We start from the raw sequence: 20,845 nt of genomic DNA, 5'->3' as shown, positions 1-20,845 counted from the left end.
GGTGTCCCCCGCCGCCCTGGCCCTGGACGGGGAGTCCGTACGGGTGGCCAGGGACGTGCTCGGGGCCACGTTCGAGGTGACGCTGGCGGTGCCGGGGAGCCTTGCCGATCTTGAACGAACGCTTTCACGAAGGGGTGGAAAGCGACTCGTTGTGATCGGTGATGACCGCGCTCTGCATCAGGTGGTGCAGCTGTTGCACGAGCACTCGGAACTGGGGGCGGGACCGGTCGGGATCATCCCGGTCGGAATGCGCGAAAAAGTGATCCTGGCCAGGTCACTGGGGGCGGCGGGACGTCCGGTGGACGCGGCCAGGGCCGTCGTCCGAGGCAGCGCGAGGCCGCAGGGACTGCTCGTGGACGAGAACGGCGGGGTGGTCCTCGGCGGGCTCCGGATCCCCGGCAGGCCCGGACCGGGACACGGCCCCGGAGCAGCGGCGGAGCCCGGACGCGGGACGTCCGCGGAAGCGGACGGAGCCGCCGCGGCGGAGCGTCCCGGGGTGCCGCGGGCACGGGACGGCGAGGCCGCAGGAATTTCGCTCAGGGCGAACAAAGCTGGGGCCGGGCGGGGCGCCGCCCTGCCCTCGCTCTGCGCGGGCTGGGGCAGCCAGCTCGGCCGGGCGGCACGGGCCGTCGCCGCACAGCTGTACCCGGCCCGCAACGTCCACGGCCAGGCCCTCCGGGTCGAGGCGGACGGACGGCTGCTGGCCGACCTGGACCAGCCGATCATGCTGGTCGCCGCGTGGAACGCGGGGACCCGCGGGGGCAGCCCGGGTGGCGGCGTCGGCTCCGGCGGCGGCATCGGCCCGGGTGGCGGCGGCATCGGCTCCGGCGGTGGCGTCGGCCCGGACGGCGTCAGTCCGGGTGGAATCGGACCGGGTGGGCTGATGGAGGTGCTGGTCAGCGCGCCGTCCGCGTCCGGGGGGCTGCTGCGGGCGCGGGCCCGGCAGATCACCGTCACCGGCGGGCTGGGCGCCGACTTCAGCTACGAGGCCGACGACACCCCCGGCGGCCCGGTGCACCAGCGCACCTGGACGGTCGTGCCGGCCGCCTGGCAGCTGACCGTGCCCCCGGCCGCGTAAGACCTGTCCGGCGGCCCGGCCACCCGGCCCCCGCCCGGCCCCATCGGCTCTACCCGGCCAGATGCAGCCGGTCTCCGTCGCGGGTGATGCCGATCCGGGCCAGCGCCTGGGTGGCCGGGCCGCGGAGCACCGCCCCTGACGAGGCGTCAAAACAGGAGCCGTGGCAGGGGCAGACGAACTTCCCGTCCTTGGGCGGGTCGACGGTGCAGCCGGAGTGGGTGCAGACGCCGGAGAACGCCGCATACGTCCCGGCCTCGGGCTGGACCACGTAGACCGGATCGCCGCTGCCCGCCGCGACGGTGCGCACCCCGCCGCCGACCGGGACCGACCCGACCGGGACCGAGGGCCCGGCCGGGGTGGAAGGCCCGGCCGCGGTGGCGGAGGGAGCAGCCCCGGTCACCGCGTCGGAGCCGGGGACGACGTCCGAGCCGGAGGGCGCCGCCGCGGTCGGGGTCGCTCGGGGACGGCTGCGGGCCACGGCCGCGCCGGTGATCAGCCCGGCGCCGGCCACCGCCAGCGCGGCGATGCCGCTGTCGATCAGGATCTGCCGCCGTCCCCGGTCCCCGGCCGCCACCGCTCGGCGGGCCAGCAGCCCGTCCAGCGAGAGCGCCGGCGTCCCGGCCAGCACCAGCGGCAGCCAGGCCATCAGGTAGACCAGGTCATTGCCCAGGTAGTACGGGTGCACGCCCCAGCTGACGCTGAGGAACAGCGACAGGTTGACCAGGGCCCCGCCGACCGCGGCGATCCTGCCCCACAGGCCGAGCAGCGTGCCGAGGCCGATCGCCAGCTCGCCGAAGGCCATCACCAGGCCGGTCGGCGTCGGAGTGCGGACGGCGAGGTCGAGCAGCGGGCCGATCGGGCTGTGCCCGGCGACCGCGTGCGCCTGGGACGCGAACGACCCGGGGTCGGCGAGGCCGCCCAGGTAGTGCGGGTCGGCCAGCTTGTCGAGACCGGCGTAGACGAAGGTGACGCCCAGGAACAGCCGCAGCGGCAGCAGGGCGTGGCGGGCGACGGAGGTGCTGTCCAAGGCGGCTCGCCTCTCATGACGGGGAGACAGGGAAGGTGTGAACGGAGTGCGGTGACGCTTCGTCAGTCCGCTGAGGTACTGTCGCCCGCGTCCGCCGCGGCGCTGCGGCAGTTGCTCCGGGCCTCGCCGCCCAGTTGTGAGCAGAGCTTCGAACCCGCCGAGTCGTCGGCGTAGTTGACGTCCCAGTAGCTGACCATCCCGGCCATGCAGGTGTACCGCTGACCCGGTGACGCCTTCTCGCACTGCGCCGCCGCCCACACCGGGCGCTCGATGTTGTACTTCATCAGCCGCGACCCCGCGCCCTTGGTGCAGGACGCCCGGCCGCCCTGGTCCGGTGCCCGGAGGCACCAGGCCAGGGCCTGGACGTAGGCCTCGGGATGGGCGGTGTAGTCGTGCCGCTGCAGGAAGTAGGAGGGCGCGTAGTAGTAGCAGCCGCTCTGGAACACGGCCGGCTGGTCGGGGCAGGGGTAGAGCGGGTCGGCGGCGAGCTTGTCCGCGGGGAGCTTCGCCATCGCCCGGGGATCGGTCTCGTCCGGCTCGAACAGCTGCATGAACACCCCCTCCGAGCAAGCCACCACCTCGCTGGTCTGCGGAAAGCGGTCACACAGCCGCTCCGCGCCGGTGACGTCGAGGTTCGCCACGAACATCGCGCCGTGCCCGATGCCGTGGATGCAGGACGCCGTCTGCCGCGGGGCGCAGAGCGTGGTGACGGCCGAGGCCGGGTTCGGCGACTCCGACAGCTTCTGCTCCACCACCCCGTGCAGGTAGCCGGAGCCGCAGACGTCGTCGCGGTAGGAGACCGCCTTGGCGAAGTCGCCGTGGTACTTGGCCAGGGCGGCGTGGCCGATCTCGTGCGCGACCGGGTGGCAGAAGCCGTCGACGTAGGGGTCCTTCCGCGTGATCCGCTCCAGGTCGACCAGGGCGGTGTGCGGGTCGGTCCGGTCCGTCTCGGCGACCAGGTAGTTGCGCAGCGTGCTCAGGGTCCAGACGGCCGGGGTGCCGCTCGGCGACGGGATGCCGCTCGGCGACGGGGCGGGCGTCGCGGTAGAGGCGGGCGTCGCGGTGGGCTGTGCGGTCGCGGCGGTGCCGGGCGGCGCCCCCGCGCCGCCCGCGGTCGTCAGCGTGCCCGCTGTGGCAGCCGTCCAGGGCGTGGTCGCGACCGCCCACACACCTGCCACGTAGAGAAAGAAGGCGACGAGAAAGACCAGCGGCCGGTACATCCGGGGCCCCCTGCGGATGGATTGCCTACACCTGTATCCGGTACACGCACGGTCCTGGTCCGACGGTTCCTGATGGCAGACTGCAAGGTATGAGCATCCACAAGAACCTTCTCGGCGGCCCCGAACCGACGCTGCTCACCGAGGACGAGCAGCCGTACCGCATGCTCGCGGAGGAGTCCGCCTCGCCGGTCCAGGTCGCGGCCGAGTTCCCGACGTTCTCGCTGGCCTGGGCCATGCTCGCGGACGACGCGTTCGCCGCGGGACACGTGGTCGAGTCCTACGCCTACGCCCGCACCGGCTACCACCGCGGGCTCGACTCGCTGCGCCGTGCCGGCTGGAAGGGCCACGGCCCGGTCCCCTGGGACCACCGCGCCAACCGCGGGTTCCTCCGCTGCCTGGCCGCGCTGGCCCGCGCCGCGGACGCGATCGACGAGACCGAGGAGGCCGAGCGCTGCTGGAGCTTCCTCAAGGACAGCACTCCCGAAGGCTACGCCGAGCTGCGGCAGTAGCCGCGCGACACGCGAAGGGGCCCGGCGCACCGTGTGCGCCGGGCCCCTTCGTATGCGGTGTGATTCCGTCGGTGCAGATCGGTCGGTGCCGATCCGTCCGCCGGGGCCGATCGCCGGGCGGCTACTTCAGCCGGGTGCCGGCCGAGCGCAGGCTCTGCGTGGCCTCGACCACGCGGGCGGCCATCCCGGCCTCGGCGAGCTTGCCCCAGGTGCGCGGGTCGTAGGTGCTCTTGGTGCCGACCTCGCCGTCGACCTTCAGCACACCGTCGTAGTTGCGGAACACGTGGTCCACGATCGGACGGGTGAAGGCGTACTGGGTGTCGGTGTCCAGGTTCATCTTCACAACGCCGTTCTCCAGCGCGGTGGCGATCTCCTCGGCCGAGGAGCCCGAGCCGCCGTGGAAGACGAAGTCGAACGGGTCGGTCCTGCCGTACTGCTTGCCGATCGCGTCCTGCAGCTCGCGCAGCAGTTCCGGCTTCAGCACGACGTTGCCCGGCTTGTAGACGCCGTGGACGTTGCCGAAGGAGGCGGCCAGCAGGTAGCGGCCCTTCTCGCCCAGGCCGAGCGCCTCGGCGGTGCGGACCGCGTCGTTGACGGTGGTGTAGAGGTTGTCGTTGATCTCGTGCGAGACGCCGTCCTCCTCACCGCCGGTCGGGGTGATCTCGACCTCAAGGATGATCTTCGCGGCGGCGGCCTGGGCCAGCAGCTCCTGTGCGATCGTCAGGTTGTCGTTGAGGTTCTCGGCCGAGCCGTCCCACATGTGCGACTGGAACAGCGGGTTCTCGCCGCGGGCCACCCGCTCGGCGGAGATCGCCAGCAGCGGGCGGACGTAGCCGTCCAGCTTGTCCTTGGGGCAGTGGTCGGTGTGCAGCGCGACCGTGGTGGGGTACTTGTCGGCGACGATGTGGGCGAACTCGGCCAGCGCGACCGCGCCGGTGACCATGTCCTTCTTGTACTGGCCGCCCAGGAACTCCGCACCACCGGTGGAGATCTGGATGATGCCGTCGCTCTCGGCCTCGGCGAAGCCGCGCAGGGCGGCGTGCAGGGTCTGGGTCGAGGTGACATTGATGGCCGGGTAGGCGAATTTTCCTGCCTTCGCCCGGTCCAGCATCTCGGCGTAGACCTCGGGAGTTGCGATAGCCACGGGTGATCCGCTCCTGTCGGTGATGCGTCTTCGGATACTGCGACCCCGACCAGGAGTCGGGCACCTGCGTCATTGTCCCATCCCCGGCCCCGGGCTTCACCCCCGCGGGGGACACGCATCGCTTCCTGCGCCGTTGGCGGGTCTGAATGGATTAAAAAGGATCATCAGGGCATCAGTGTTGAGATCCGACGAAACCGGTGGCGCGTGATGGCGGGACGCACAGGACGCACGGCAGCACGCGTGACGGCAGGGAAGGGACGGGGAGGCCTGGCGGTGCGTGCGGGACGGCTGGCGGCGCGGACGGGACGGCTGGCCGTGGTGCTCGCGGTCGCCGCGGCGCTGGTCGGCGCGGGCGCCGGGGGCGCGGCGGCGGTGCAGGCGCCGAACGCCGCCGCGGCGAGTGCCCCGCAGGACGCCTGCGGCGCGCTCGCCGCGGACCGGGCGACCGCGCCCGCCGAGCGCGGGCCTTCCGGCGCGGACGCGAAGGCCGCCGGAACCGCCGCGCAGACCGTCTCCTACCGGCAGCCGACCCAGCTGCCGATCGGGCTGTGGTCAGCCGCCGCGATCACCCTGCGGGTGCCCGCGGGCACCGGGACGGTCCGGCTCGACCTCGTCAGCAAGGGGTTCAGCACCGACTCGGTGGAGGTCCAGCACTGGGTGCCGACCGCGCACAAGTGGGTGGACCTGGCGGTCAGCGGCGGCGCGGGCGACTTCCCGACCAAGGGCGGCTTCAGCTTCCCGCTGAGCACCACCGCCGCCGTGGCGAAGCCCTTCGCGCGCACCGTCGCGCTGCGGCTGCAGGACCTGGACCGGCCCGGCAGCCTCGCCGTCACCGCTTCCTACACCGACGCGCACCACCACGTGTACCGCGCGCCGGTGCTGCGCTCGACGGTCACCCGCCCGCAGACCCGGGTCACCGGCTGGCCCGCCCACGCCGTCCTGGTCCGCGGCGGCGCCGCGCAGAAGGTCACCATGACCGTGCACAACACCACCGACCGCGCCTACCCGTCCGTCGCCACGCTGTTCTACGCCTACGGGATGGGCGGCAACCAGGTGCTCGCACCGGACGACCTGGTGCTGCAGCAGTACCTGGCCGGGACCGGCTGGATCCGGCTCCCGCTGACTGCCAGCCCCTGCGACCCGGGCATGAGCGCGGTGCCGCGCCCGGTCGCGGGGACCCGGCTGGCGCCCGGCGCCACCGAGACGGTCCAGCTCAGGCTGGCCGTCGCCGCGACCGCGCCGCCCGCGGTGACCCACGCGGAGGCCGGGTTCTCGGTGCAGAGCGGGGACGCCACGCTGGCGTCCACCTCCCTGCCCTTCACCCTGCGGGCCCCCGCGGTTACCCCGGCCGCACCGGGAGACCACGGGCAGAGGCGTTAGTCTGCGCGGGTGACCACCATGACCCTCGCGTTGGGCGTCTCCGACCTCCTCAACGCCAAAGCCCTGATCTCCCAGGTCGGCACGGTCGGGCTGCTCGCGATCATCTTCGCCGAGACCGGGCTGCTCGTCGGCTTCTTCTTCCCCGGCGACTCGCTGCTGATCCTCGGCGGGGTGGCCGCGTCCAGCGCGGGCTACCAGGTGCTGGGCGCGCAGATGCCGATCGGGGTGCTGCTGGTGGGAGCCCCGCTGTGCGCGATCGCGGGGGCGCAACTGGGTCACCTGATCGGCGCCAGAACCGGGCCGAGGCTTTTCAACAAGCCGAACTCACGGCTGTTCCGGCGCGAGCACGTGGAGAAGGCCGAGGCCTACTTCGTGAAGTTCGGCCCGGCCAAGGCCGTGCTGATGGCCCGTTTCATCCCGGTCGTCCGGACCTTCCTCAACCCGGTCGCCGGGATGCTGGAGATGCCCGCGCGGACGTTCCTGCTCTGGAACGTGATCGGCGGGGTGATCTGGACCGAGGCCATGCTGCTGATCGGCTACCAGTTCGGCGCGTCGCTGGCCCCGGTCATCGACACCTACCTGATCCCGGCGATGGCGGTGATCGTGCTGCTGTCGGTCGCGCCGATCGTGGTCGAGGTGCTGCGGGAACGCCGCAGGAAGGCAGCGGGGGCGCTGCCCGAGCAGGCGGCGGAGGGCTCCGCCCTGCTGCCCCCGGCCGAACCGGCGGGGGCGGCGGGCTCCGCAGGGGGCGGCGGCGGACGGCACCGCAAGCGCTGACGCCGGGCCGGCCCCCGCAGGCTCAGAGGCCGAGGTCGGTCAGTTGGTAGGCGGCGAGGTACGGCAGGCCCTGGGCCTCGACCGTCGGGGCGGCACCGCGCTCGACGATGACCGCGACCGCGACCACCTCGCCGCCGGCCTCCCGTACCGCCTCGACCGCGGTGAGCGGCGAGCCGCCGGTGGTGGACGTGTCCTCGACCACCAGCACCCGGCGGCCCTTGACCTCGGTGCCCTCGATCCGGCGCTGCATCCCGTGCGCCTTCTGCGCCTTGCGGACCACGAACGCGTCCAGCCGCTGCCCGCGCGCCGCGGAGGCGTGCAGCATCGAGGTGGCGACCGGGTCCGCGCCCAGGGTGAGCCCGCCGACGGCGTCGAACTCCAGGTCGGCGGTGAGGTCCAGCATGACCTGGCCGACGAGCGGCGCGGCCTGCCCGTCCAGGGTGATCCGGCGGAGGTCGATGTAGTAGTCGGACTCCAGGCCCGAGGACAGGGTCACCTTGCCGTGGACCACGGCCTTGGATTTGATCTGGTCGAGAAGCGCGTCGCGGTGGTTGCTCATGAGGCCCCAGCTTAGGGCTCGCGTCAGTGCGCGACCCGCCAGGTCCAGGTGGTCCGGGCTTCCAGCGGGTCGACCATGGTGACCAGACGGGGGGCGGTGTTGATGCCGTTCGGGGGGCCGGTCTGCGGCTCGACGCAGAGGGCGTCGTCCGGCTCGTCGAAGACCACCAGCCAGTCGCAGTCGGCGGTGATCTCCAGGCTCAGCTCGCCCTCCCAGACCACGGTCGCGGCGACGCCGTCCGGCAGGCCGAAGCAGTCGTCACGCGGGCCGGGGACGGCGTCGATGCGGCGGCCGGTGGGGAGGTGGTCCGCGCCGCGCTCCTCCTGCCAGGCCGGGGCGAAGTCCAGTCGGGCCTCGGCACCGCCGTCGGTGAGCTGCTTGCGGAACCAGGGGTGCCAGCCGAGCTGCGCCGGGAAGGAGTCGGCGGCGGTCTCCACCGAGAGGGTGGTCCGCAGCGACTCGGCCGTCAGCTCGAACAACTGGGTGACCCGGCCCCGGTACGGCCAGGGGTCGGCCAGGTCGTAGTAGAACGCCGCGCTGACGGTCGTGCCGTCGTCCGTGACCGGCGTGGCTGCGCGCCATGCGGTGCGGACGCCGGTGCCGTGGATGGCGTGCGGCGGCATGTCGACCGGGAGCCGATGCGCCACCTGGCCGTTGTTCCAGCGGCCGTGGTCGACCCGGCCCGCCCACGGCACCATCGGGAAGGAGCCGTACCCGAACACGCCCTCCTCCCGCGCGGCCACGCCCTTCGCCGTCACCGTCTCCGCGGTCCGCAGCAGCTCGGTGCCGCCGACCCGAAGGCTGCCGAGGCGGCAGCCTTCGCCGGGGAGGACGGTCAGCTCGACCTCCCCGGCGGCGAGTCGGACCGGCGCGGTGCCGCTCTGTGGCAGGGGCCGCGACCCGGGCTGAGGCTCGGGCTGGGGCTCGGGCTGGGATGCAGCGGCCGGGGTGGTGGGTAGCGGGGCGGAAGGTGACACGGGGCCTCCAGGCGCGGTGGGTCGGTTTTCGGTGGAGCGGGCGGCGAAGGTCAGTGCATAGAGCTGAGCGCTGGTCAGTGAGTATTCACTCACGTCGGCCTGACGCCCTCTCAACTGGATCCCAGCGACAAGCGGGGGCAAGCGCGTCCGCAGTGTCCGCCGCGTCAGCCGCGTCTGCGGATGGTGCGGACCAGGATCACGGCACCGCCGAGCAGCGCCACTCCGCCGCCCACCACCCACGGCAACCGGCTGTGCTCGACGTCCGCGGACGGCGGTTCGCCCATCCGGCGCTCCGGCGAGCCCCACCGCGCCGCCGCCCGGGAGCGCGCGCTCCGCGGCGGGAGGGCGGGGCCGTACCGACCGCTGGGCGGGGCGTGGTCGACCTCCTCCGCGCTACGGCCGACGATGCTGCGGCGGTTGCCGGGGGCCTCCGGCCAGGGCTCGTTCAGGGCAGCCGCGGCGTTGAACGCGGCGGGCTCCTCGATCATGAACAGCCCGGACTCGTCCGGGACCTCCAGGTCGGCCAGATCGGCCAGGTCGGAGAGGTCCGAGAGGTCGGCCAGGTCACCGAGGTCGGTCAGATCGGCCAGGTCGGTCAGATCGCCGAGGTCGATCGGCTGGTACGACTCGTCCGCTCCCCCGACGACGCCGGGGCCGAGCCCGCCGGTCACCTCGGGGTCGGCGGTCATCGCGGCACAGAAACGATCCAGCAGGCGCCGGGCGGCGAGCACCAGTGCCTGCGGCGGGAGATCCTCTATCCGGCCCTTGCCGCCGAAGTCGCCACGGAACACGATCCGGGTCCCCACCGGGCCCTCGGTGAACGTGCTGACCTGCAGCGTTCCCGCGACCTCGCCGCTGCCGACGGACTGCACCGCCCGGATCAGGAACACCGGGTCAGCGTCTCCGGAGTCCCCGGCGTCCCCGGTCAGCCGGAGTTCGCTGCGGTAGGTGATGGAGTTGCTGCCGACCCGGAGTTTGAGGCGTCCGGCCAGCAGCGGAAGGTCGTGCCCCTCCTGGCCCGCGGGCTCCTGCGCGGTGAACCCGGGCAGGCATCGGGCCAGCACATCGGGCCGTCGCAGCGCCCGGCGGACGGTGTGCTGCGGCAGCGGTACCAGAACCTCATGCTCCATGTCTTGGAAGCCTACAGACCACCCGGCGCGGGAGGAGTGCACAATGCGGCGAGTTCCACAGAACGCGCGACCCTCGGCACGGGTACGGCGGCAGCATCACCGCGGGTGCGGCGACAGCCTCCGCGCACCCTCACCGCGGGTGCAGCAGCGTGGACGGGGCCTGGTCGCGGACCGGGCGGCGGGTGTCGGCCAGGGTCTCGGCCAGCCGCAGCGCGGCGGCGTCCAGGCTGCCCGGCACCGGGACGGCGTCGCTGGACGGCCGCAGCACCGGCTGCTGGACCGAGGCCAGGATGAACCCCCAGTCGGCGGGCCCGTCGCAGCCGCGGTCGGCCGGGACGGAGTAGTCGACCGTCCGCAGCCCGGTCGAGCGGAGGGTGCCGTCCGCGTCCCAGTAGGCGCCGTCGGCGACCGACCCGGCGTGGACGGCGAGTCGGCCGCCGGGGGCCAGCATCCGCTGGACCAGGCCGTAGAACTCCTGGGTGTAGAGCTTGCGCCCGGCGTCCAGGTCCGGGTCCGGCAGGTCGGCGACGATCACGTCGTACGGCTGCTGCCGTCCGGACGCCGCCGTGCGCAGCCAGGCGAAGGCGTCGGCGGTCACCACCCGGACCCGGGGATCGGCCAGCGCGTGCTGGTTCATCCGGGTCAGCACCGGGTCGGTGCGGCCGAGCCGCAGCACCTCGGGGTCGAGCTCGACCACGGTGACCTCCTGGACCCCGGGGGTGCGCAGCGCCTCGGCCGCGGCCAGGCCGTCCCCGCCGCCGAGGACCAGGACCCGGGCGTGCGCGCCGACCATCGCGGGCTGCACCAGCGCGGCGTGGTAGCGGGCCTCGTCGGCGCCGCAGACGGCGAGCCGTCCGTCCAGGAACATCCGCAGCGCGGGGAGGCTGCGACCGGCCGTCGACGCCGGCAGCGGGTAGCCGTCGGCGGCCTTGCGCTGCGGCGGGACCTGCCCGGCGGGCGCCCCGCCGGCGACGGCGCCCGGGACGCCGCTCGGCCCGCTCGTGGTGCTGTCCGGCCCGGTGGAGCCGCCCACGGAGCCGTCCCCCGCGCTGCCCGCGGCGGCGCTCGCCCGGTCCGGACGCGGCGGTGGCGGACCGCCCGCCGGGCCGGTGAGCACGATCTCCTGGTAGCGGCTCTGCGCCGCGAAGCGGATCGGCGCCCCGTACAGGGCGTGCCTGGCCGCCCGTTCGAACGCGCCGGTGAGCGCCGCGGCGACGGCGAGGACCACCAGCACCGTCCCGCAGATACCCCAGAGCAGGGCCCGGACCCGGCGGGAGGGCTCCCGGGGGAACAGCCAGAGCACCACGAAGCCCCCGGCCACGGCGTTGACCCCGCCGGTGACCAGCGCGCCGGTGGCCTGTCCGAGCAGCGGCAGCAGCAGGAACGGGAAGGCGAGCCCGCCGATCAGCGCGCCCACGTAGTCGGCGGCGAAGAGGTCCGCGACGGCGCGTCCGGCGTCCTGCCGGCGGATCCGCTGGATCAGGGTCATCAGCAGCGGGATCTCCGCGCCGATCAGCATCCCGATCAGCAGCGAGAAGCCGACCAGGGCCGCACGGTAGTGGCCGATCCAGACGAAGCAGCCGTACAGGGCCAGCACCGAGAGCCCGCCGACCAGCGCTAACGCGCTCTCCACCAGCGCGAACGAGGTGGCCGGACGGCGGGTGAAGCGTTTGGCGAGCAGCGAGCCGACGCCCATGGCGAAGACCATCACCGAGAGCACCACGGACGCCTGGGTGACCGAGTCGCCGAGCAGATAGCTGCCGAGGGCGACCAACTCCAGCTCGTACACCAACCCGCAGGCGGCGCAGACGAACGCCGCGAGCAGCACCAGCAGCCTGGCGGCGCGTCCGCCGACGGCCGACGGCTGCGAGGGTCCTGCTGAATGGTTGATCACGAACAAACGTTAGGCGACGTCAGGGCACGGCCACCTCCCCCGGAGGGGTGATAGGCAGGTGCACATCATTGACACGTCGAGCGCCTGGTCTAATTCGCCGCGAATCATCCGGAAATGCGATCTGCTACGCGGCGGCCCCGTCCCTGAGTTTCAGCGAGGAACGGGTGCACACCAGCCGTCCTTCCTGCGGATACGCATGCCAGGTGCGCCAGGAGACCTCACGCTCGCCGCCGCCCGCCAGCAATGCGGTGAAGGCCGTGGGATCGCCCGGAAACACCCCGGCGAGACCGTACGGATGGTTCTCCACCAGCGCCAGCAACTCCTGGGCGCGGCAGGCGAAGCCCTGGACCGGAAGGCTTTCCACCCGGGCGGCGAATTCGTACTCCCAGTCCTGCAACCGCTCCGCGGCTCGGGCCGGAAGCGGAGTGCGGCGCCCCGGAAGGCAGGCCACCGTCTCCGAGCAGCGGCTCGTACCGGCTCCGAGAACCACCTGGTGGGAGGCTCCGAGCAGGCGTAACTGGAGGTCCACCGGGCCGATCCGCAGATCCAGCACGGCCAGTGCGGGCAGTTCCGCGGCGCCGAGGCGCCAGGCCAGGTCACCGGCACGGGTGTCGGTGTAGGAGGTGTGAAGGGTGGTGAGCATTCTTGGCTCCGCGTACTCGGGTCACTCGAGGGCGCCGGGATCGGAACAGCCGTCCTGGGCATAGTCGCCCTGCGACAGCAGGTCAATCAGGGGACGTCATAAGCAGGGAAGCACGAATACTCCGCGTCGGTAGAACATTTACCCAACTTCGACGGCCCGGCATCATTCCCCGGTGGATTGCTTGCCCTTGTGACTGAAGCCGTGTCCAAGTCTGCTCGTTGACGTGGGAAAACCTTCCCGCCGAAGCCGGAGCGGTCTATCCGGTCACATGCCGAGGGCAATCAACTCCGGCACATTCCGCCACAGTTCATCACTCCTACGAGGGTCACTCGCACGGCACAACCCGCTGTCAACCGGCATCGCACGACCACTCCGCGGAGTGACCGCGAGCCCGCGCACCCGCCCGGCGGCGGAATGCGCGATGATCGGGACGCACAGCGGCCCTGCCGCACCGCCCGTCACCGCACCGCACTGCCCGTCACCGCACCGCACTGCCCGTCACCGCACCGCACCGCCGCACGAGCGCAACCACGACGCCGAGGAGCTGGAATGAGCGCGAGGCCGCTGCTGAACCGCCGTCTGAACGGCCTGGGAACAACCATCTTCGCCGAGATGTCGGCCCTCGCCACCGCGACCGGGTCGATCAACCTCGGCCAGGGCTTCCCGGACACCGACGGCCCGCGCGAGATCGCCCAGGCCGCCGCCGACGCGGTACTGAACGGCCGGGGCAACCAGTACCCGCCCGGCCCCGGCATCCCCGAACTGCGGACCGCCGTCGCCGAGCACCAGCAGCGCTGCTACGGCCTGACCTACGACCCGGACAGCGAGGTCCTGGTCACCGCGGGCGCCACCGAGGCCATCGCCGCCGCGATGCTCGCCCTGCTCGAACCCGGCGACGAGGTCATCGCCTTCGAGCCGTTCTACGACTCCTACGCCGCCTGCATCGCCATGGCCGGAGCCACCCGCGTCCCGCTAACCCTGCGCGCACCCGACTTCCGCCCCGACCTGGACCGGCTCCGCGCCCTGGTCACCCCGCGCACCCGGCTGCTGCTGCTCAACACCCCGCACAACCCCACCGGCATGGTGCTGACCCCGGACGAGCTGTCCGCCATCGCCGAACTCGCCTGCGAACGCGACCTGTTGGTCGTCACCGACGAGGTCTACGAACACCTGGTCTTCACCGGCGGCCACCACCCCATCGCCGCCCTGCCCGGCATGCGCGACCGCACCGTCACCATCTCCTCCGCCGGCAAGACCTTCTCCTTCACCGGCTGGAAGGTCGGCTGGGCGACCGGCTCGCCCGACCTGATCGCCGCCGTCCGCACCGCCAAGCAGTACCTGACCTACGTCAGCGCGGGCCCGTTCCAGTACGCCGTCGCCGAAGCGCTGCGCCTGCCGGACAGCTACTTCACCACCCTCCGCACCGACCTGCTGCGCAAGCGCGACCTCCTCGCCGACGGCCTGCGCGCCGCCGGCTTCGAGGTCTACACCCCGCAGGGCACCTACTTCATCACCACCGACATCACCCCCTTCGGCGAGAAGGACGCCTACGCCTTCTGCCGCACCCTCCCCGAACGCTGCGGCGTCGTCGCCATCCCCAACTCCGTCTTCTACGACGACCCCGACGCCGGACGAAGCCAGGTCCGCTTCACCTTCTGCAAGCAGGACGACGTCCTCAGCGATGCGACAGCACGGCTGCGGCGTCTGGGGGGCTCGGCAGTGCTCACGTCACCCGGTGACGCCGGATAGTGGCCCGGCCGTCCGTTGGAGCTCCTCCAGTGAGGGCATGCCCTCAGCGAATCCCCACGGCGACCTGACTGTCACCGACCTCGACGCACGACGGGTCTGCTGATCGACGTGCCCGATGACGCGGAGAGCCAGGCTGTCGCACGGCTGATCACCACCCGGATGGTTCGCGAGGCTGCTGCGGCTCCGGCCAGTTGGTGGGACGCGGACGAACCGCGGCTGCCCGACGAGTGGCGGCGGGTGGCGGCGGTCCTGAACACGGGGCTGTGGCTGACCCCTGACGAGCTCCAGGCACTGAGCGATGCCGACGGCCGACCGACCCGGCACGAACTGATCCGAATCTCGGACACCCCCGAGCCGTGAACCCCCCGCCGGCGAACCGGTGCAACGCCTCTTCCTGCACACCAGGCGCCGGAGCGCCTACGATCCGCGGCGGGGGCGTCAACCGGAGGGGAGGATCGGTGGACCACATCTGCCCGTACCGTTGCGGGCCGGCACGGCGGAGGGGGTGTTCGTGGCACCGGACAGTGATGTGACCGAACAGCGCGAGCCGGCGTGGTACCGGGTCGCGCTGCGGACGTGGCGATCGGGCGGCGGTGTGCTGCCGACGACGCGCGACGGGGCCGAGATCGCGGTCATCGCCACAGTGGTCTGCTGGCGGATCATCACCCTGGCGCTGATCCTGGTCGCGGTCCCGGATGCCTTCGCCCACTCGTCGCGGATCTGGATCGACGTCACGCTGCTCAGCCTGGTGGTGGTGGAGTCGGCCGTCGCGATGGTCCGGATCATCCGCTGCCGCAACTGCATCAGTCTGCGGTGGGCCGTCACCGAGACCGTACTGGGCGTGGCGTGCCTCCTGGCCGAGCCGCTCTACGTCCCCGTCGACGACCGGGTCTCCACCTGGGTCGGGTGGGCGCCGGCTCTCGCCGTGAACGTCACCGTGACGGCGGCGGTGGCGTGCCGGCGCAGTTCGCACACCCTGATGCTGGTGGGGCTGCTCGCGACCGCGTACGTAGCGGTCAGCTACCCCGCGGTGGGCCAGAGCGCGGATCGCGGAACCGTCGTCAGCAACACGCTCACCTATCTCGCGTTCGGTCTGCTCGTGCGCGGGATGGCCAACATGATCCGCCGGTTCGGAAGGGACGCCGACGAGGCGCGCGACGCGGCCAGCGAGGCCCGTGCCCAGGTGGAACTCGAACGGCACCGTCGCCTGCTGCACGACCCGGCGAGCCTGCTGCGCTACCTGGCCGACCCCGATCTCGACCCGCGCCTCGCCGGAGTCGTCCGCGAGCAGGCACTGGCCGAGGCGAACCGCATCCGCGCGTTCCTCGACCCCGAGCACACCGTCCCGGGCTCCCGCAGTGCCGCGGACGGCGAGACGTCGACCCTGTTGGCCGATGCCGCACGGGCCGCGGCTGCCGGGTTCACCGACCTGCCCATCGAGTTGGTGCTGCACCTCGCCGACGGCGTGCAGCTCAGCCCGCCCGCCTCGCGGGCGCTGACCGCGGCGACCGCGACCGTGCTGCACAACGTGCGCCGCCACGCCGGGCCCGGCGCGAGCGTCGTGGTGCACGGTGACCACCACCCTGGCGACGGCTCGTGGGAGATCACCATCCGTGATGACGGACAGGGCTTCGACCCGTCACGTACCGCGCCCGGCTACGGTCTGCGCGAAGTCGTCGGTACCGCACTGGCGGAGCACGGCATGAGCAGCCACATCCACTCCCAGCCGGGAAACGGCACCACTGTCACCATCCGAGGAGCCGCACGATGACCACCGGACCGACCGCCGGCGCCCCCACCCCCCAGCGATGCGTTCGGGTCGCGGCCGTCGATGACGACACCGTCATCCGACGCGGGCTCCCGCTGCTGCTGCGGAACGTCGACGTCGTAGGCGGCTACCCGAGCATCGACGGCCTCCTCCAGGACGCGCCGCAGGTCGAGGTGGTGCTGCTCGACCTGGTACTCAGAGGCACTGGCGGTCCCGGACCCGTCCAAGGGGCCGCCGCCATCCGCGCTGTCGCGCGCGCCGGGTACCGGATCCTGATCTACACCAACGAACGCCGCCCCGCCGTCCTGGTCACCTGCCTGGCTGCCGGCGCCCACGGCATCGTCCACAAGGCCGAACCCGTCGACGCGCTGGAGGCGGCGATCGCCGCGGTGGCCGACGGGGAGGTGGTGATCACCCAGGCCCTGGTCGGGCTCGCCGAACTCGCCGAACGCCGCGGTGAACTGCCCACCCTCACCGAACGGCAGCGCCAGGTCCTCGCCGCCCGGTCCCGCGGCGAACGGTTCCAGTCGATCGCCGACCGCTTCTACATCACCCGCAAGACCGCCGAGGAACACATGGCCGTCGTCAACGGCAAATTCGCCGACTTCCTCCGTGACCACTCCCCGGCGGACCTCGAACGACTCCTCGGCATCGCGCCCGGCGACGTCCTCGGGTAGCCGCCGGTACCCGGGCTATTCCGGGTTCAAGCCGGGCCCCGTCCTCGGCCAGGCTTGGTCGGCAGGAGACGACTGCCGGCGATGGCCGGTGAGGGGACGGTACGGATATGGGATTCCTCGCCAATCGTTCGAACGCACGCAGGACCGAGCCGCTGGTGATGCCCCTCGGTCCGTGGCTCGACGAGGCGCACCGCAAGGCGCCGTTCGTGCCGAAGGACCAACTGCTCGGGTGGGCCGGAATCGGCACCGTGCTCACGGCGCCGCTCACGTGCAACACCAGCGTGATGCCCGACGGCAGGCAGAACTCCCTCGCGCGGTGGTTGCGCGAGCAGCCGTCGATCCTGCGTTTCGACAGCTCGCCCCGCGGGAGCAGCACCCTGGACCTGGGCGGCGTCCGCGGGCTCGGCGAGTGGAAGCGGGACTGGTCGTTGCGGTTCACCCGCTCGGAGTCGGCCGGTCAGTGCGTCACCGATGTCCCGGTGTTCGCGACCAAGGACAACGTGATCGTGAACCCGGAGGCCCTTGAGAAGACGCGGGGAGTCCTCGCCGGGACCCTCGCCCAGGGACCTGCCCTGCGTGTTCGCGAGGGCCGGCCGGACGCGGACGGGCAGATTGCGACGATCCGGCTGGATCATGCCGGCTCGCCCCTGGAGAACGACTTCCACATGCCCCCGCACCCGTCGGCGGCGGCGCCCTGGGCCGTCACGGCATCATCCGCGTCGGTCCTTGAGGCGGCGGGGACGTTCCGGTTCCGCACCGCCCCGGGTGACGAACCGGGGCTGGACCTGATCTACCTGGCCGCCGACGGGGATCCGGCCCGCGGTGTGCTGCGCGTGCGGCAGAACGGCCCGGAGGCCTGCCTGCTGGACGCCCCGCCCATCGGCGGCGACGTCTCCGTGCAGGTCCGTTGGAAGCGGCGCCTGGCCACCACCCTGAACTGGCTCAGCATCTCCAGGAAGCTTACGGACGCGGCGTCGCAGCTGGCCCAGTTCCGTGACGCGGTCATCGGCGACACGGGGACGAAGCAGGGATGGCAGCCGGTCTGGACGGACCAGATCCTGGCCCCGGCCTGGCAGCTGACCCCCGGCAGCGGCGAATTTCCGGTGTGCGTGCGGCTCCGCAGCGAACGAGGTTTCCAGGGAGCGGACTGCGGACGACGGGCCATGGACTCCGTCGCCGCCTTCCGCCGCGGTTTCGGCGGTATCAGCGGGAAGAACACGGTCTGGGGCTCACGTCGCCCCTCCCGCCTGACCCTGGACCAGGGCAAGAGCCTGCTGTCCCGAGTGCGGTTCGGATGCCACACCGAGGAGTCCGACGCGGTGTCCGGAGCGGTGGTCCCCGACCCGGCCCACTTCTGGGAAGTGCAGTGGCAGATGGTCGACGGCTCCTGGAACGACACCGTCCTGACCGTCACCGGCATGACCCGGATGCGGGATCTGCTCCCGTACGCCCAGGAACTGCAGGCCTACCTCGACGCGTACTGCGACCTCGCGCTCGGCTACGACCCCGACATCCAGTTCACCACGGTAGCCATCGCCTACTGACCGGGTCCGACCATCCGACACACAGAGAACGGGGCCCCGCCATGTCCGACCCGTCCAACCCGTCCAACCCGTCCAACCCGATCACCGAACCGAAGCGCCGCCCCAGCCAGGTCAGGCGCGCCGGCGAGGGCCTGCTGGTCGCCGGCCTGGGCGCCGCCGCATGGGTGCTGTTCTTCCTGATCAGCTCCCTGGTGCACATCCGCTTCCTGCCGCTGCCGGTGATCGGGCTCCTCATGATCGCCGCAGGCCTGTACTGGGCGTTCAGCCGGGACAGGCACGGCACCGGATCCGGCGGGGCCGACTCGTGACGGCGTCCCCCCGCACGGCCCACGGCAGGAGCGCCACCATCACCCTCCAGAAGCGGAGTTGAACGTGAGACGAGTGCCCTTGGCGGCCGTCCTCGCAGCGATCGTCGCACTGAGTGCGTGCAGCAGTCAGGACGGTTCGACAGGAGGTGCCGCCGACGCGTCGCCGACAGCCGAAGCGTCGACCGCCCCGCGGGCGTCGAGTGCGCCGGCAGTGACGCCGAGTTCGCGTGCGCCCGCGGTGTCGGTGCTACCACCCGGGCAGCAGACCTACCAGGCCACGCAGACGACCGGCGACGGCTACAAGCAGACGATGAGCCTGACCCTCCACCCCGCGATCCCAGGACGCGATCTCGCCGTCCTGAAGGCCGCCTGGTCCGCCGTCGGAGGCATCGGGCCGGTTCCCTGCCTGGACGCGTCCGACATCAGCGGAACCACCGTCGTCACCATCCCGACGCACAGCAGCGTCTACGCCGTCGGCACTCTGACGATCACCAACAACACCGCCGACTTCGGAAGCGGCGGCATGAGGTGGGACTTCATCGTGCCGGGCCTCTCCTACGGCGCGGCGATGGGTTTCGGGTACTCCGACGGACCCGAATGCGACGGCCTGGACTCCGGAACGCTCACCAGCCCCCACTGGACACACGACACCTGGGGGCCGGTCCCGGTCGTGGTCGCGTACGGCGACATCGTCAATCCCAACCACCCCGACGGCGACTACAGCACCGTGGCGAAGGCGCCGCTCCAGCTGCTGGATACCGGCACTCTCCAGACCCTCGCCATCACCTCCGGCGGAACACCGGTCACGACCATCGCGATCGTCCCTGCCAGTCCTGCGTGGCTCCAGCAGGCACAGGGGCCGGGATAGTCGGTACGGGGTCATCTCGTCGGTTCGGACGGACAGGGCGAGCGCGCATCCCGGCTCCGCGGCCGAGTCAGCGGGCGGCGTCGGTGTTCTTGCGGCGGGTGGCGCGCAGGGCTCGGCGCAGGGAGAGGGCGAAGAGGGCGGCGACGGCTGCCGGGGGCAGCCACCAGGCGTTGGTGCCGGTGTGGGTCAGGGCTGCCGTCGCCGCGAGAGCAAGAACGACGCCCAGGGCGATGCGCCAGTCGTCGCCGACGACGAAGTCGTACCAGAACGCGGCGAAGGCTCGGATCCGGGTCATCGCAGGCTGCCTTCCACGGGTGGCGAGTCGGGCGCGGGTGCCGTCGGCGTCCCGCCGCGGCGCAGCAGCGCGGCGCAGCCGACGGCGAGCAGGGCCACCGCCGGGACGATGACCAGCAGGGCCGTGTCGGATCCCGGCCAGTGCGCGCCAGCGCCCTCGGTGGACCAGAACAGGCCGAAGGAGGTCAGCATCGTGCCCACGGCGAACTTCATGGTGTTCTCGGGCACCCGGGCCAGCGGTGCCCGGATCGCCACGCCGACCGCGGCGACGGTCAGCACGGCGGCGAGCGCACCGAACACCGCGAGCGGGACGTCGCGCTGGTTGTCGCCGAAGGTGACCACGATGAAGGCGACTTCGAGCCCCTCCAGGAAGACCCCCTTGAAGGACAGGGTGAAGGCGTACCAGTCGCGGACCCTCCCGCGCCCGCCGGTGGCCGCGGCCCCCGCCGCGGCGACCTGCTGGGCGTAGGCCGCGTCCTCGTCGTGCAGGGCTTTGTGTCCGGAGGCGCGGAGCACCGCCTTGCGCAGCCACTGCAGCCCGAACACCAGCAGCAGCGCGCCGACCAGCAGCCGCAGTGGATCCAGTGGGATCAGGCCGATCGCCGGGCCCAGCACGGCGACCACGGCCGCGAGCACGACCAGCGCGGCGGCCGTCCCCTGCAGGGCAGAGCCCCAGTGCCGACTGGTGCCCGCCGCCAGCACGATGGTCAGCGCCTCCACGGCCTCCACCGCGCAGGCCAGGAACACCGTCAGGAAGAGAACCCAGGCGCTCATCCGGTCGACGGCCCGTCAGTTATGTCCAACTCCGAATCCGAGCCCAGCAGTTGACGCAGCAACTGCTCGTCCCCGGAGGACAGGTCCTGAACGAAGCGGGCGAGCACCGCGCCGCGGTTCGAGTCGGACTCCAGCTCCCGGCGCATCCGCCGGGCGGTCAGCCCGTGGCTGTCGGCGACCGGCGCATAGGCGAAGGCCCGGCCCCGCTTGGTGCGGCCGAGCAGGCCCTTGGCGCGCATCCGGGAGAGCACGGTGACCACCGTGGAGTAGGAGAGGCCGCCGCCCAGCCGCCGCAGCGCCTCGCCCGCGGTGAGCGGTTCGCCGGACGCCTGCAGCAGCGCCAGCACCTCGGCCTCCAGCGCCCCGACCGGTCTGCGTTCGTCAGCCACAGCCTCAGCCCCTCCCCACTGAACTTCTACGATCTTGTAGAAGCAGAGTCTGCCACGCCAGACCCGCCACCGCCCACCCGCTTACCCACTCGCTTGCTATCGTCGCCAGCGCACCGGGCCAGGACGGTCCGGACGG

At 72.3% G+C, this 20,845-nt stretch carries 22 protein-coding genes and 1 pseudogene; 11 read left to right on the top strand and 12 right to left on the bottom strand.

Features of this window, described 5'->3' with window-relative positions; all coding sequences use genetic code 11:
• Positions 1-193: 193 nt before the first annotated feature.
• Entirely contained in the window at positions 194-1,078 is an 885-nt protein-coding gene (locus ACEZDE_RS17630) for a hypothetical protein (RefSeq protein WP_380537240.1), read from the top strand.
• A gap of 49 nt (positions 1,079-1,127) precedes the next feature.
• On the opposite strand, the gene ACEZDE_RS17625 is transcribed toward ACEZDE_RS17630, so the two are convergent.
• From ACEZDE_RS17625 to ACEZDE_RS17615, 3 genes and pseudogenes are all read right to left on the bottom strand, one after another.
• Positions 1,128-1,385, bottom strand: a complete 258-nt coding sequence (locus tag ACEZDE_RS17625) for a QcrA and Rieske domain-containing protein (RefSeq protein WP_380537334.1) — start codon at positions 1,383-1,385, stop codon at positions 1,128-1,130.
• Positions 1,386-1,655: 270 nt separating this feature from the next.
• Positions 1,656-2,135 (bottom strand): annotated as a pseudogene (locus ACEZDE_RS17620) (DoxX family membrane protein); the annotation flags it as partial.
• Positions 2,136-2,167: 32 nt separating this feature from the next.
• The gene (locus ACEZDE_RS17615) at positions 2,168-3,325 is read right to left on the bottom strand and encodes a hypothetical protein (RefSeq protein WP_380537239.1); all 1,158 of its coding nucleotides are present in this window, start codon (positions 3,323-3,325) and stop codon (positions 2,168-2,170) included.
• An 89-nt stretch (positions 3,326-3,414) separates the two neighbouring features.
• On the opposite strand from ACEZDE_RS17615, the gene ACEZDE_RS17610 reads away from it, so the two are divergent.
• A complete protein-coding gene (locus tag ACEZDE_RS17610; protein ID WP_380537238.1) occupies positions 3,415-3,834 on the top strand; it encodes a DUF3151 domain-containing protein in 420 nt (139 codons plus the stop codon).
• A gap of 121 nt (positions 3,835-3,955) precedes the next feature.
• Here ACEZDE_RS17610 and fbaA read toward each other — a convergent pair whose 3' ends face one another.
• Positions 3,956-4,978 carry a class II fructose-bisphosphate aldolase gene (gene fbaA, locus ACEZDE_RS17605; protein ID WP_380537237.1) on the bottom strand — a complete coding sequence of 341 codons (1,023 nt, stop codon included), beginning with the start codon at positions 4,976-4,978 and terminating at the stop codon, positions 3,956-3,958.
• Between the two features lie 273 nt (positions 4,979-5,251).
• Between fbaA and ACEZDE_RS17600 the strand changes: the two genes are divergently transcribed.
• Complete coding sequence (locus tag ACEZDE_RS17600) at positions 5,252-6,358, top strand: hypothetical protein (protein WP_380537236.1); 1,107 nt, start codon at positions 5,252-5,254, stop codon at positions 6,356-6,358.
• Positions 6,359-6,376: 18 nt separating this feature from the next.
• On the top strand, positions 6,377-7,135 hold the full coding sequence (locus tag ACEZDE_RS17595; protein WP_380537333.1) for a DedA family protein: 759 nt from the start codon (positions 6,377-6,379) through the stop codon (positions 7,133-7,135).
• Between the two features lie 22 nt (positions 7,136-7,157).
• Here the strand turns inward: ACEZDE_RS17595 and pyrE are convergent, their stop codons facing one another.
• The 5 genes from pyrE to ACEZDE_RS17570 form a co-directional block, all read right to left on the bottom strand.
• A complete protein-coding gene (gene pyrE / locus ACEZDE_RS17590) occupies positions 7,158-7,694 on the bottom strand; it encodes an orotate phosphoribosyltransferase (protein ID WP_380537235.1) in 537 nt (178 codons plus the stop codon).
• Positions 7,695-7,717: 23 nt separating this feature from the next.
• Positions 7,718-8,584, bottom strand: coding sequence for an aldose epimerase family protein (locus ACEZDE_RS17585; RefSeq protein ID WP_380537332.1), 867 nt, complete (start codon positions 8,582-8,584; stop codon positions 7,718-7,720).
• A 251-nt stretch (positions 8,585-8,835) separates the two neighbouring features.
• The gene (locus ACEZDE_RS17580) at positions 8,836-9,801 is read right to left on the bottom strand and encodes a CoxG family protein (protein ID WP_380537234.1); all 966 of its coding nucleotides are present in this window, start codon (positions 9,799-9,801) and stop codon (positions 8,836-8,838) included.
• A gap of 130 nt (positions 9,802-9,931) precedes the next feature.
• Positions 9,932-11,695 carry a spermine/spermidine synthase domain-containing protein gene (locus ACEZDE_RS17575; RefSeq protein WP_380537233.1) on the bottom strand — a complete coding sequence of 588 codons (1,764 nt, stop codon included), beginning with the start codon at positions 11,693-11,695 and terminating at the stop codon, positions 9,932-9,934.
• Positions 11,696-11,819: 124 nt separating this feature from the next.
• The gene (locus ACEZDE_RS17570) at positions 11,820-12,338 is read right to left on the bottom strand and encodes a DUF2617 family protein (protein WP_380537232.1); all 519 of its coding nucleotides are present in this window, start codon (positions 12,336-12,338) and stop codon (positions 11,820-11,822) included.
• A gap of 549 nt (positions 12,339-12,887) precedes the next feature.
• Between ACEZDE_RS17570 and ACEZDE_RS17565 the strand changes: the two genes are divergently transcribed.
• The 7 genes from ACEZDE_RS17565 to ACEZDE_RS17535 all read left to right on the top strand — a co-directional run bounded on the left by ACEZDE_RS17565 (position 12,888) and on the right by ACEZDE_RS17535 (position 19,252).
• Positions 12,888-14,087, top strand: a complete 1,200-nt coding sequence (locus ACEZDE_RS17565) for a pyridoxal phosphate-dependent aminotransferase (protein ID WP_380537231.1) — start codon at positions 12,888-12,890, stop codon at positions 14,085-14,087.
• Between the two features lie 108 nt (positions 14,088-14,195).
• The gene (locus ACEZDE_RS17560; protein ID WP_380537230.1) at positions 14,196-14,447 is read left to right on the top strand and encodes a hypothetical protein; all 252 of its coding nucleotides are present in this window, start codon (positions 14,196-14,198) and stop codon (positions 14,445-14,447) included.
• A gap of 151 nt (positions 14,448-14,598) precedes the next feature.
• A complete protein-coding gene (locus ACEZDE_RS17555) occupies positions 14,599-15,858 on the top strand; it encodes an ATP-binding protein (protein ID WP_380537229.1) in 1,260 nt (419 codons plus the stop codon).
• Positions 15,855-16,532, top strand: coding sequence for a DNA-binding response regulator (locus ACEZDE_RS17550; protein ID WP_380537228.1), 678 nt, complete (start codon positions 15,855-15,857; stop codon positions 16,530-16,532). The genes ACEZDE_RS17555 and ACEZDE_RS17550 overlap by 4 nt, the downstream gene beginning before the upstream one ends.
• A gap of 158 nt (positions 16,533-16,690) precedes the next feature.
• A complete protein-coding gene (locus ACEZDE_RS17545) occupies positions 16,691-18,076 on the top strand; it encodes a hypothetical protein (protein WP_380537227.1) in 1,386 nt (461 codons plus the stop codon).
• Between the two features lie 41 nt (positions 18,077-18,117).
• The gene (locus ACEZDE_RS17540) at positions 18,118-18,384 is read left to right on the top strand and encodes a hypothetical protein (protein WP_380537226.1); all 267 of its coding nucleotides are present in this window, start codon (positions 18,118-18,120) and stop codon (positions 18,382-18,384) included.
• 211 nt (positions 18,385-18,595) lie between these two features.
• Positions 18,596-19,252, top strand: a complete 657-nt coding sequence (locus ACEZDE_RS17535) for a hypothetical protein (RefSeq protein ID WP_380537225.1) — start codon at positions 18,596-18,598, stop codon at positions 19,250-19,252.
• A gap of 67 nt (positions 19,253-19,319) precedes the next feature.
• Here ACEZDE_RS17535 and ACEZDE_RS17530 read toward each other — a convergent pair whose 3' ends face one another.
• Genes ACEZDE_RS17530 through ACEZDE_RS17520 form a run of 3 tightly spaced genes read right to left on the bottom strand, consistent with a single transcriptional unit; the run spans position 19,320 to position 20,709 of the window.
• Positions 19,320-19,547 carry a hypothetical protein gene (locus ACEZDE_RS17530; RefSeq protein ID WP_380537224.1) on the bottom strand — a complete coding sequence of 76 codons (228 nt, stop codon included), beginning with the start codon at positions 19,545-19,547 and terminating at the stop codon, positions 19,320-19,322.
• On the bottom strand, positions 19,544-20,320 hold the full coding sequence (locus ACEZDE_RS17525; RefSeq protein WP_380537223.1) for a COG4280 domain-containing protein: 777 nt from the start codon (positions 20,318-20,320) through the stop codon (positions 19,544-19,546). Before ACEZDE_RS17525 ends, ACEZDE_RS17530 begins: the two co-directional genes overlap by 4 nt.
• The gene (locus ACEZDE_RS17520; protein WP_380537222.1) at positions 20,317-20,709 is read right to left on the bottom strand and encodes a BlaI/MecI/CopY family transcriptional regulator; all 393 of its coding nucleotides are present in this window, start codon (positions 20,707-20,709) and stop codon (positions 20,317-20,319) included. Before ACEZDE_RS17520 ends, ACEZDE_RS17525 begins: the two co-directional genes overlap by 4 nt.
• Positions 20,710-20,845 lie beyond the last annotated feature (136 nt).

Source organism: Streptacidiphilus cavernicola (assembly GCF_042510955.1).
GTDB lineage: Bacteria > Actinomycetota > Actinomycetes > Streptomycetales > Streptomycetaceae > Streptacidiphilus > Streptacidiphilus cavernicola.
The sequence above is the reverse complement of the archived record's forward strand: the minus strand, read 5'-3'. Positions and strand labels throughout refer to the sequence as shown.

Bases quoted from the DNA above. Each gene is read 5' to 3' on its own strand.
- ACEZDE_RS17615 (WP_380537239.1), bottom strand. From the start codon at position 3,325: ATGTACCGGCCGCTGGTCTTTCTCGTCGCCTTCTTTCTCTACGTGGCA.
- ACEZDE_RS17610 (WP_380537238.1), top strand. From the start codon at position 3,415: ATGAGCATCCACAAGAACCTTCTCGGCGGCCCCGAACCGACGCTGCTC.
- ACEZDE_RS17595 (WP_380537333.1), top strand. From the start codon at position 6,377: ATGACCCTCGCGTTGGGCGTCTCCGACCTCCTCAACGCCAAAGCCCTG.
- pyrE (WP_380537235.1), bottom strand. From the start codon at position 7,694: ATGAGCAACCACCGCGACGCGCTTCTCGACCAGATCAAATCCAAGGCC.
- ACEZDE_RS17580 (WP_380537234.1), bottom strand. From the start codon at position 9,801: ATGGAGCATGAGGTTCTGGTACCGCTGCCGCAGCACACCGTCCGCCGG.
- ACEZDE_RS17570 (WP_380537232.1), bottom strand. From the start codon at position 12,338: ATGCTCACCACCCTTCACACCTCCTACACCGACACCCGTGCCGGTGAC.
- ACEZDE_RS17565 (WP_380537231.1), top strand. From the start codon at position 12,888: ATGAGCGCGAGGCCGCTGCTGAACCGCCGTCTGAACGGCCTGGGAACA.
- ACEZDE_RS17550 (WP_380537228.1), top strand. From the start codon at position 15,855: ATGACCACCGGACCGACCGCCGGCGCCCCCACCCCCCAGCGATGCGTT.
- ACEZDE_RS17545 (WP_380537227.1), top strand. From the start codon at position 16,691: ATGCCCCTCGGTCCGTGGCTCGACGAGGCGCACCGCAAGGCGCCGTTC.
- ACEZDE_RS17540 (WP_380537226.1), top strand. From the start codon at position 18,118: ATGTCCGACCCGTCCAACCCGTCCAACCCGTCCAACCCGATCACCGAA.
- ACEZDE_RS17530 (WP_380537224.1), bottom strand. From the start codon at position 19,547: ATGACCCGGATCCGAGCCTTCGCCGCGTTCTGGTACGACTTCGTCGTC.
- ACEZDE_RS17525 (WP_380537223.1), bottom strand. From the start codon at position 20,320: ATGAGCGCCTGGGTTCTCTTCCTGACGGTGTTCCTGGCCTGCGCGGTG.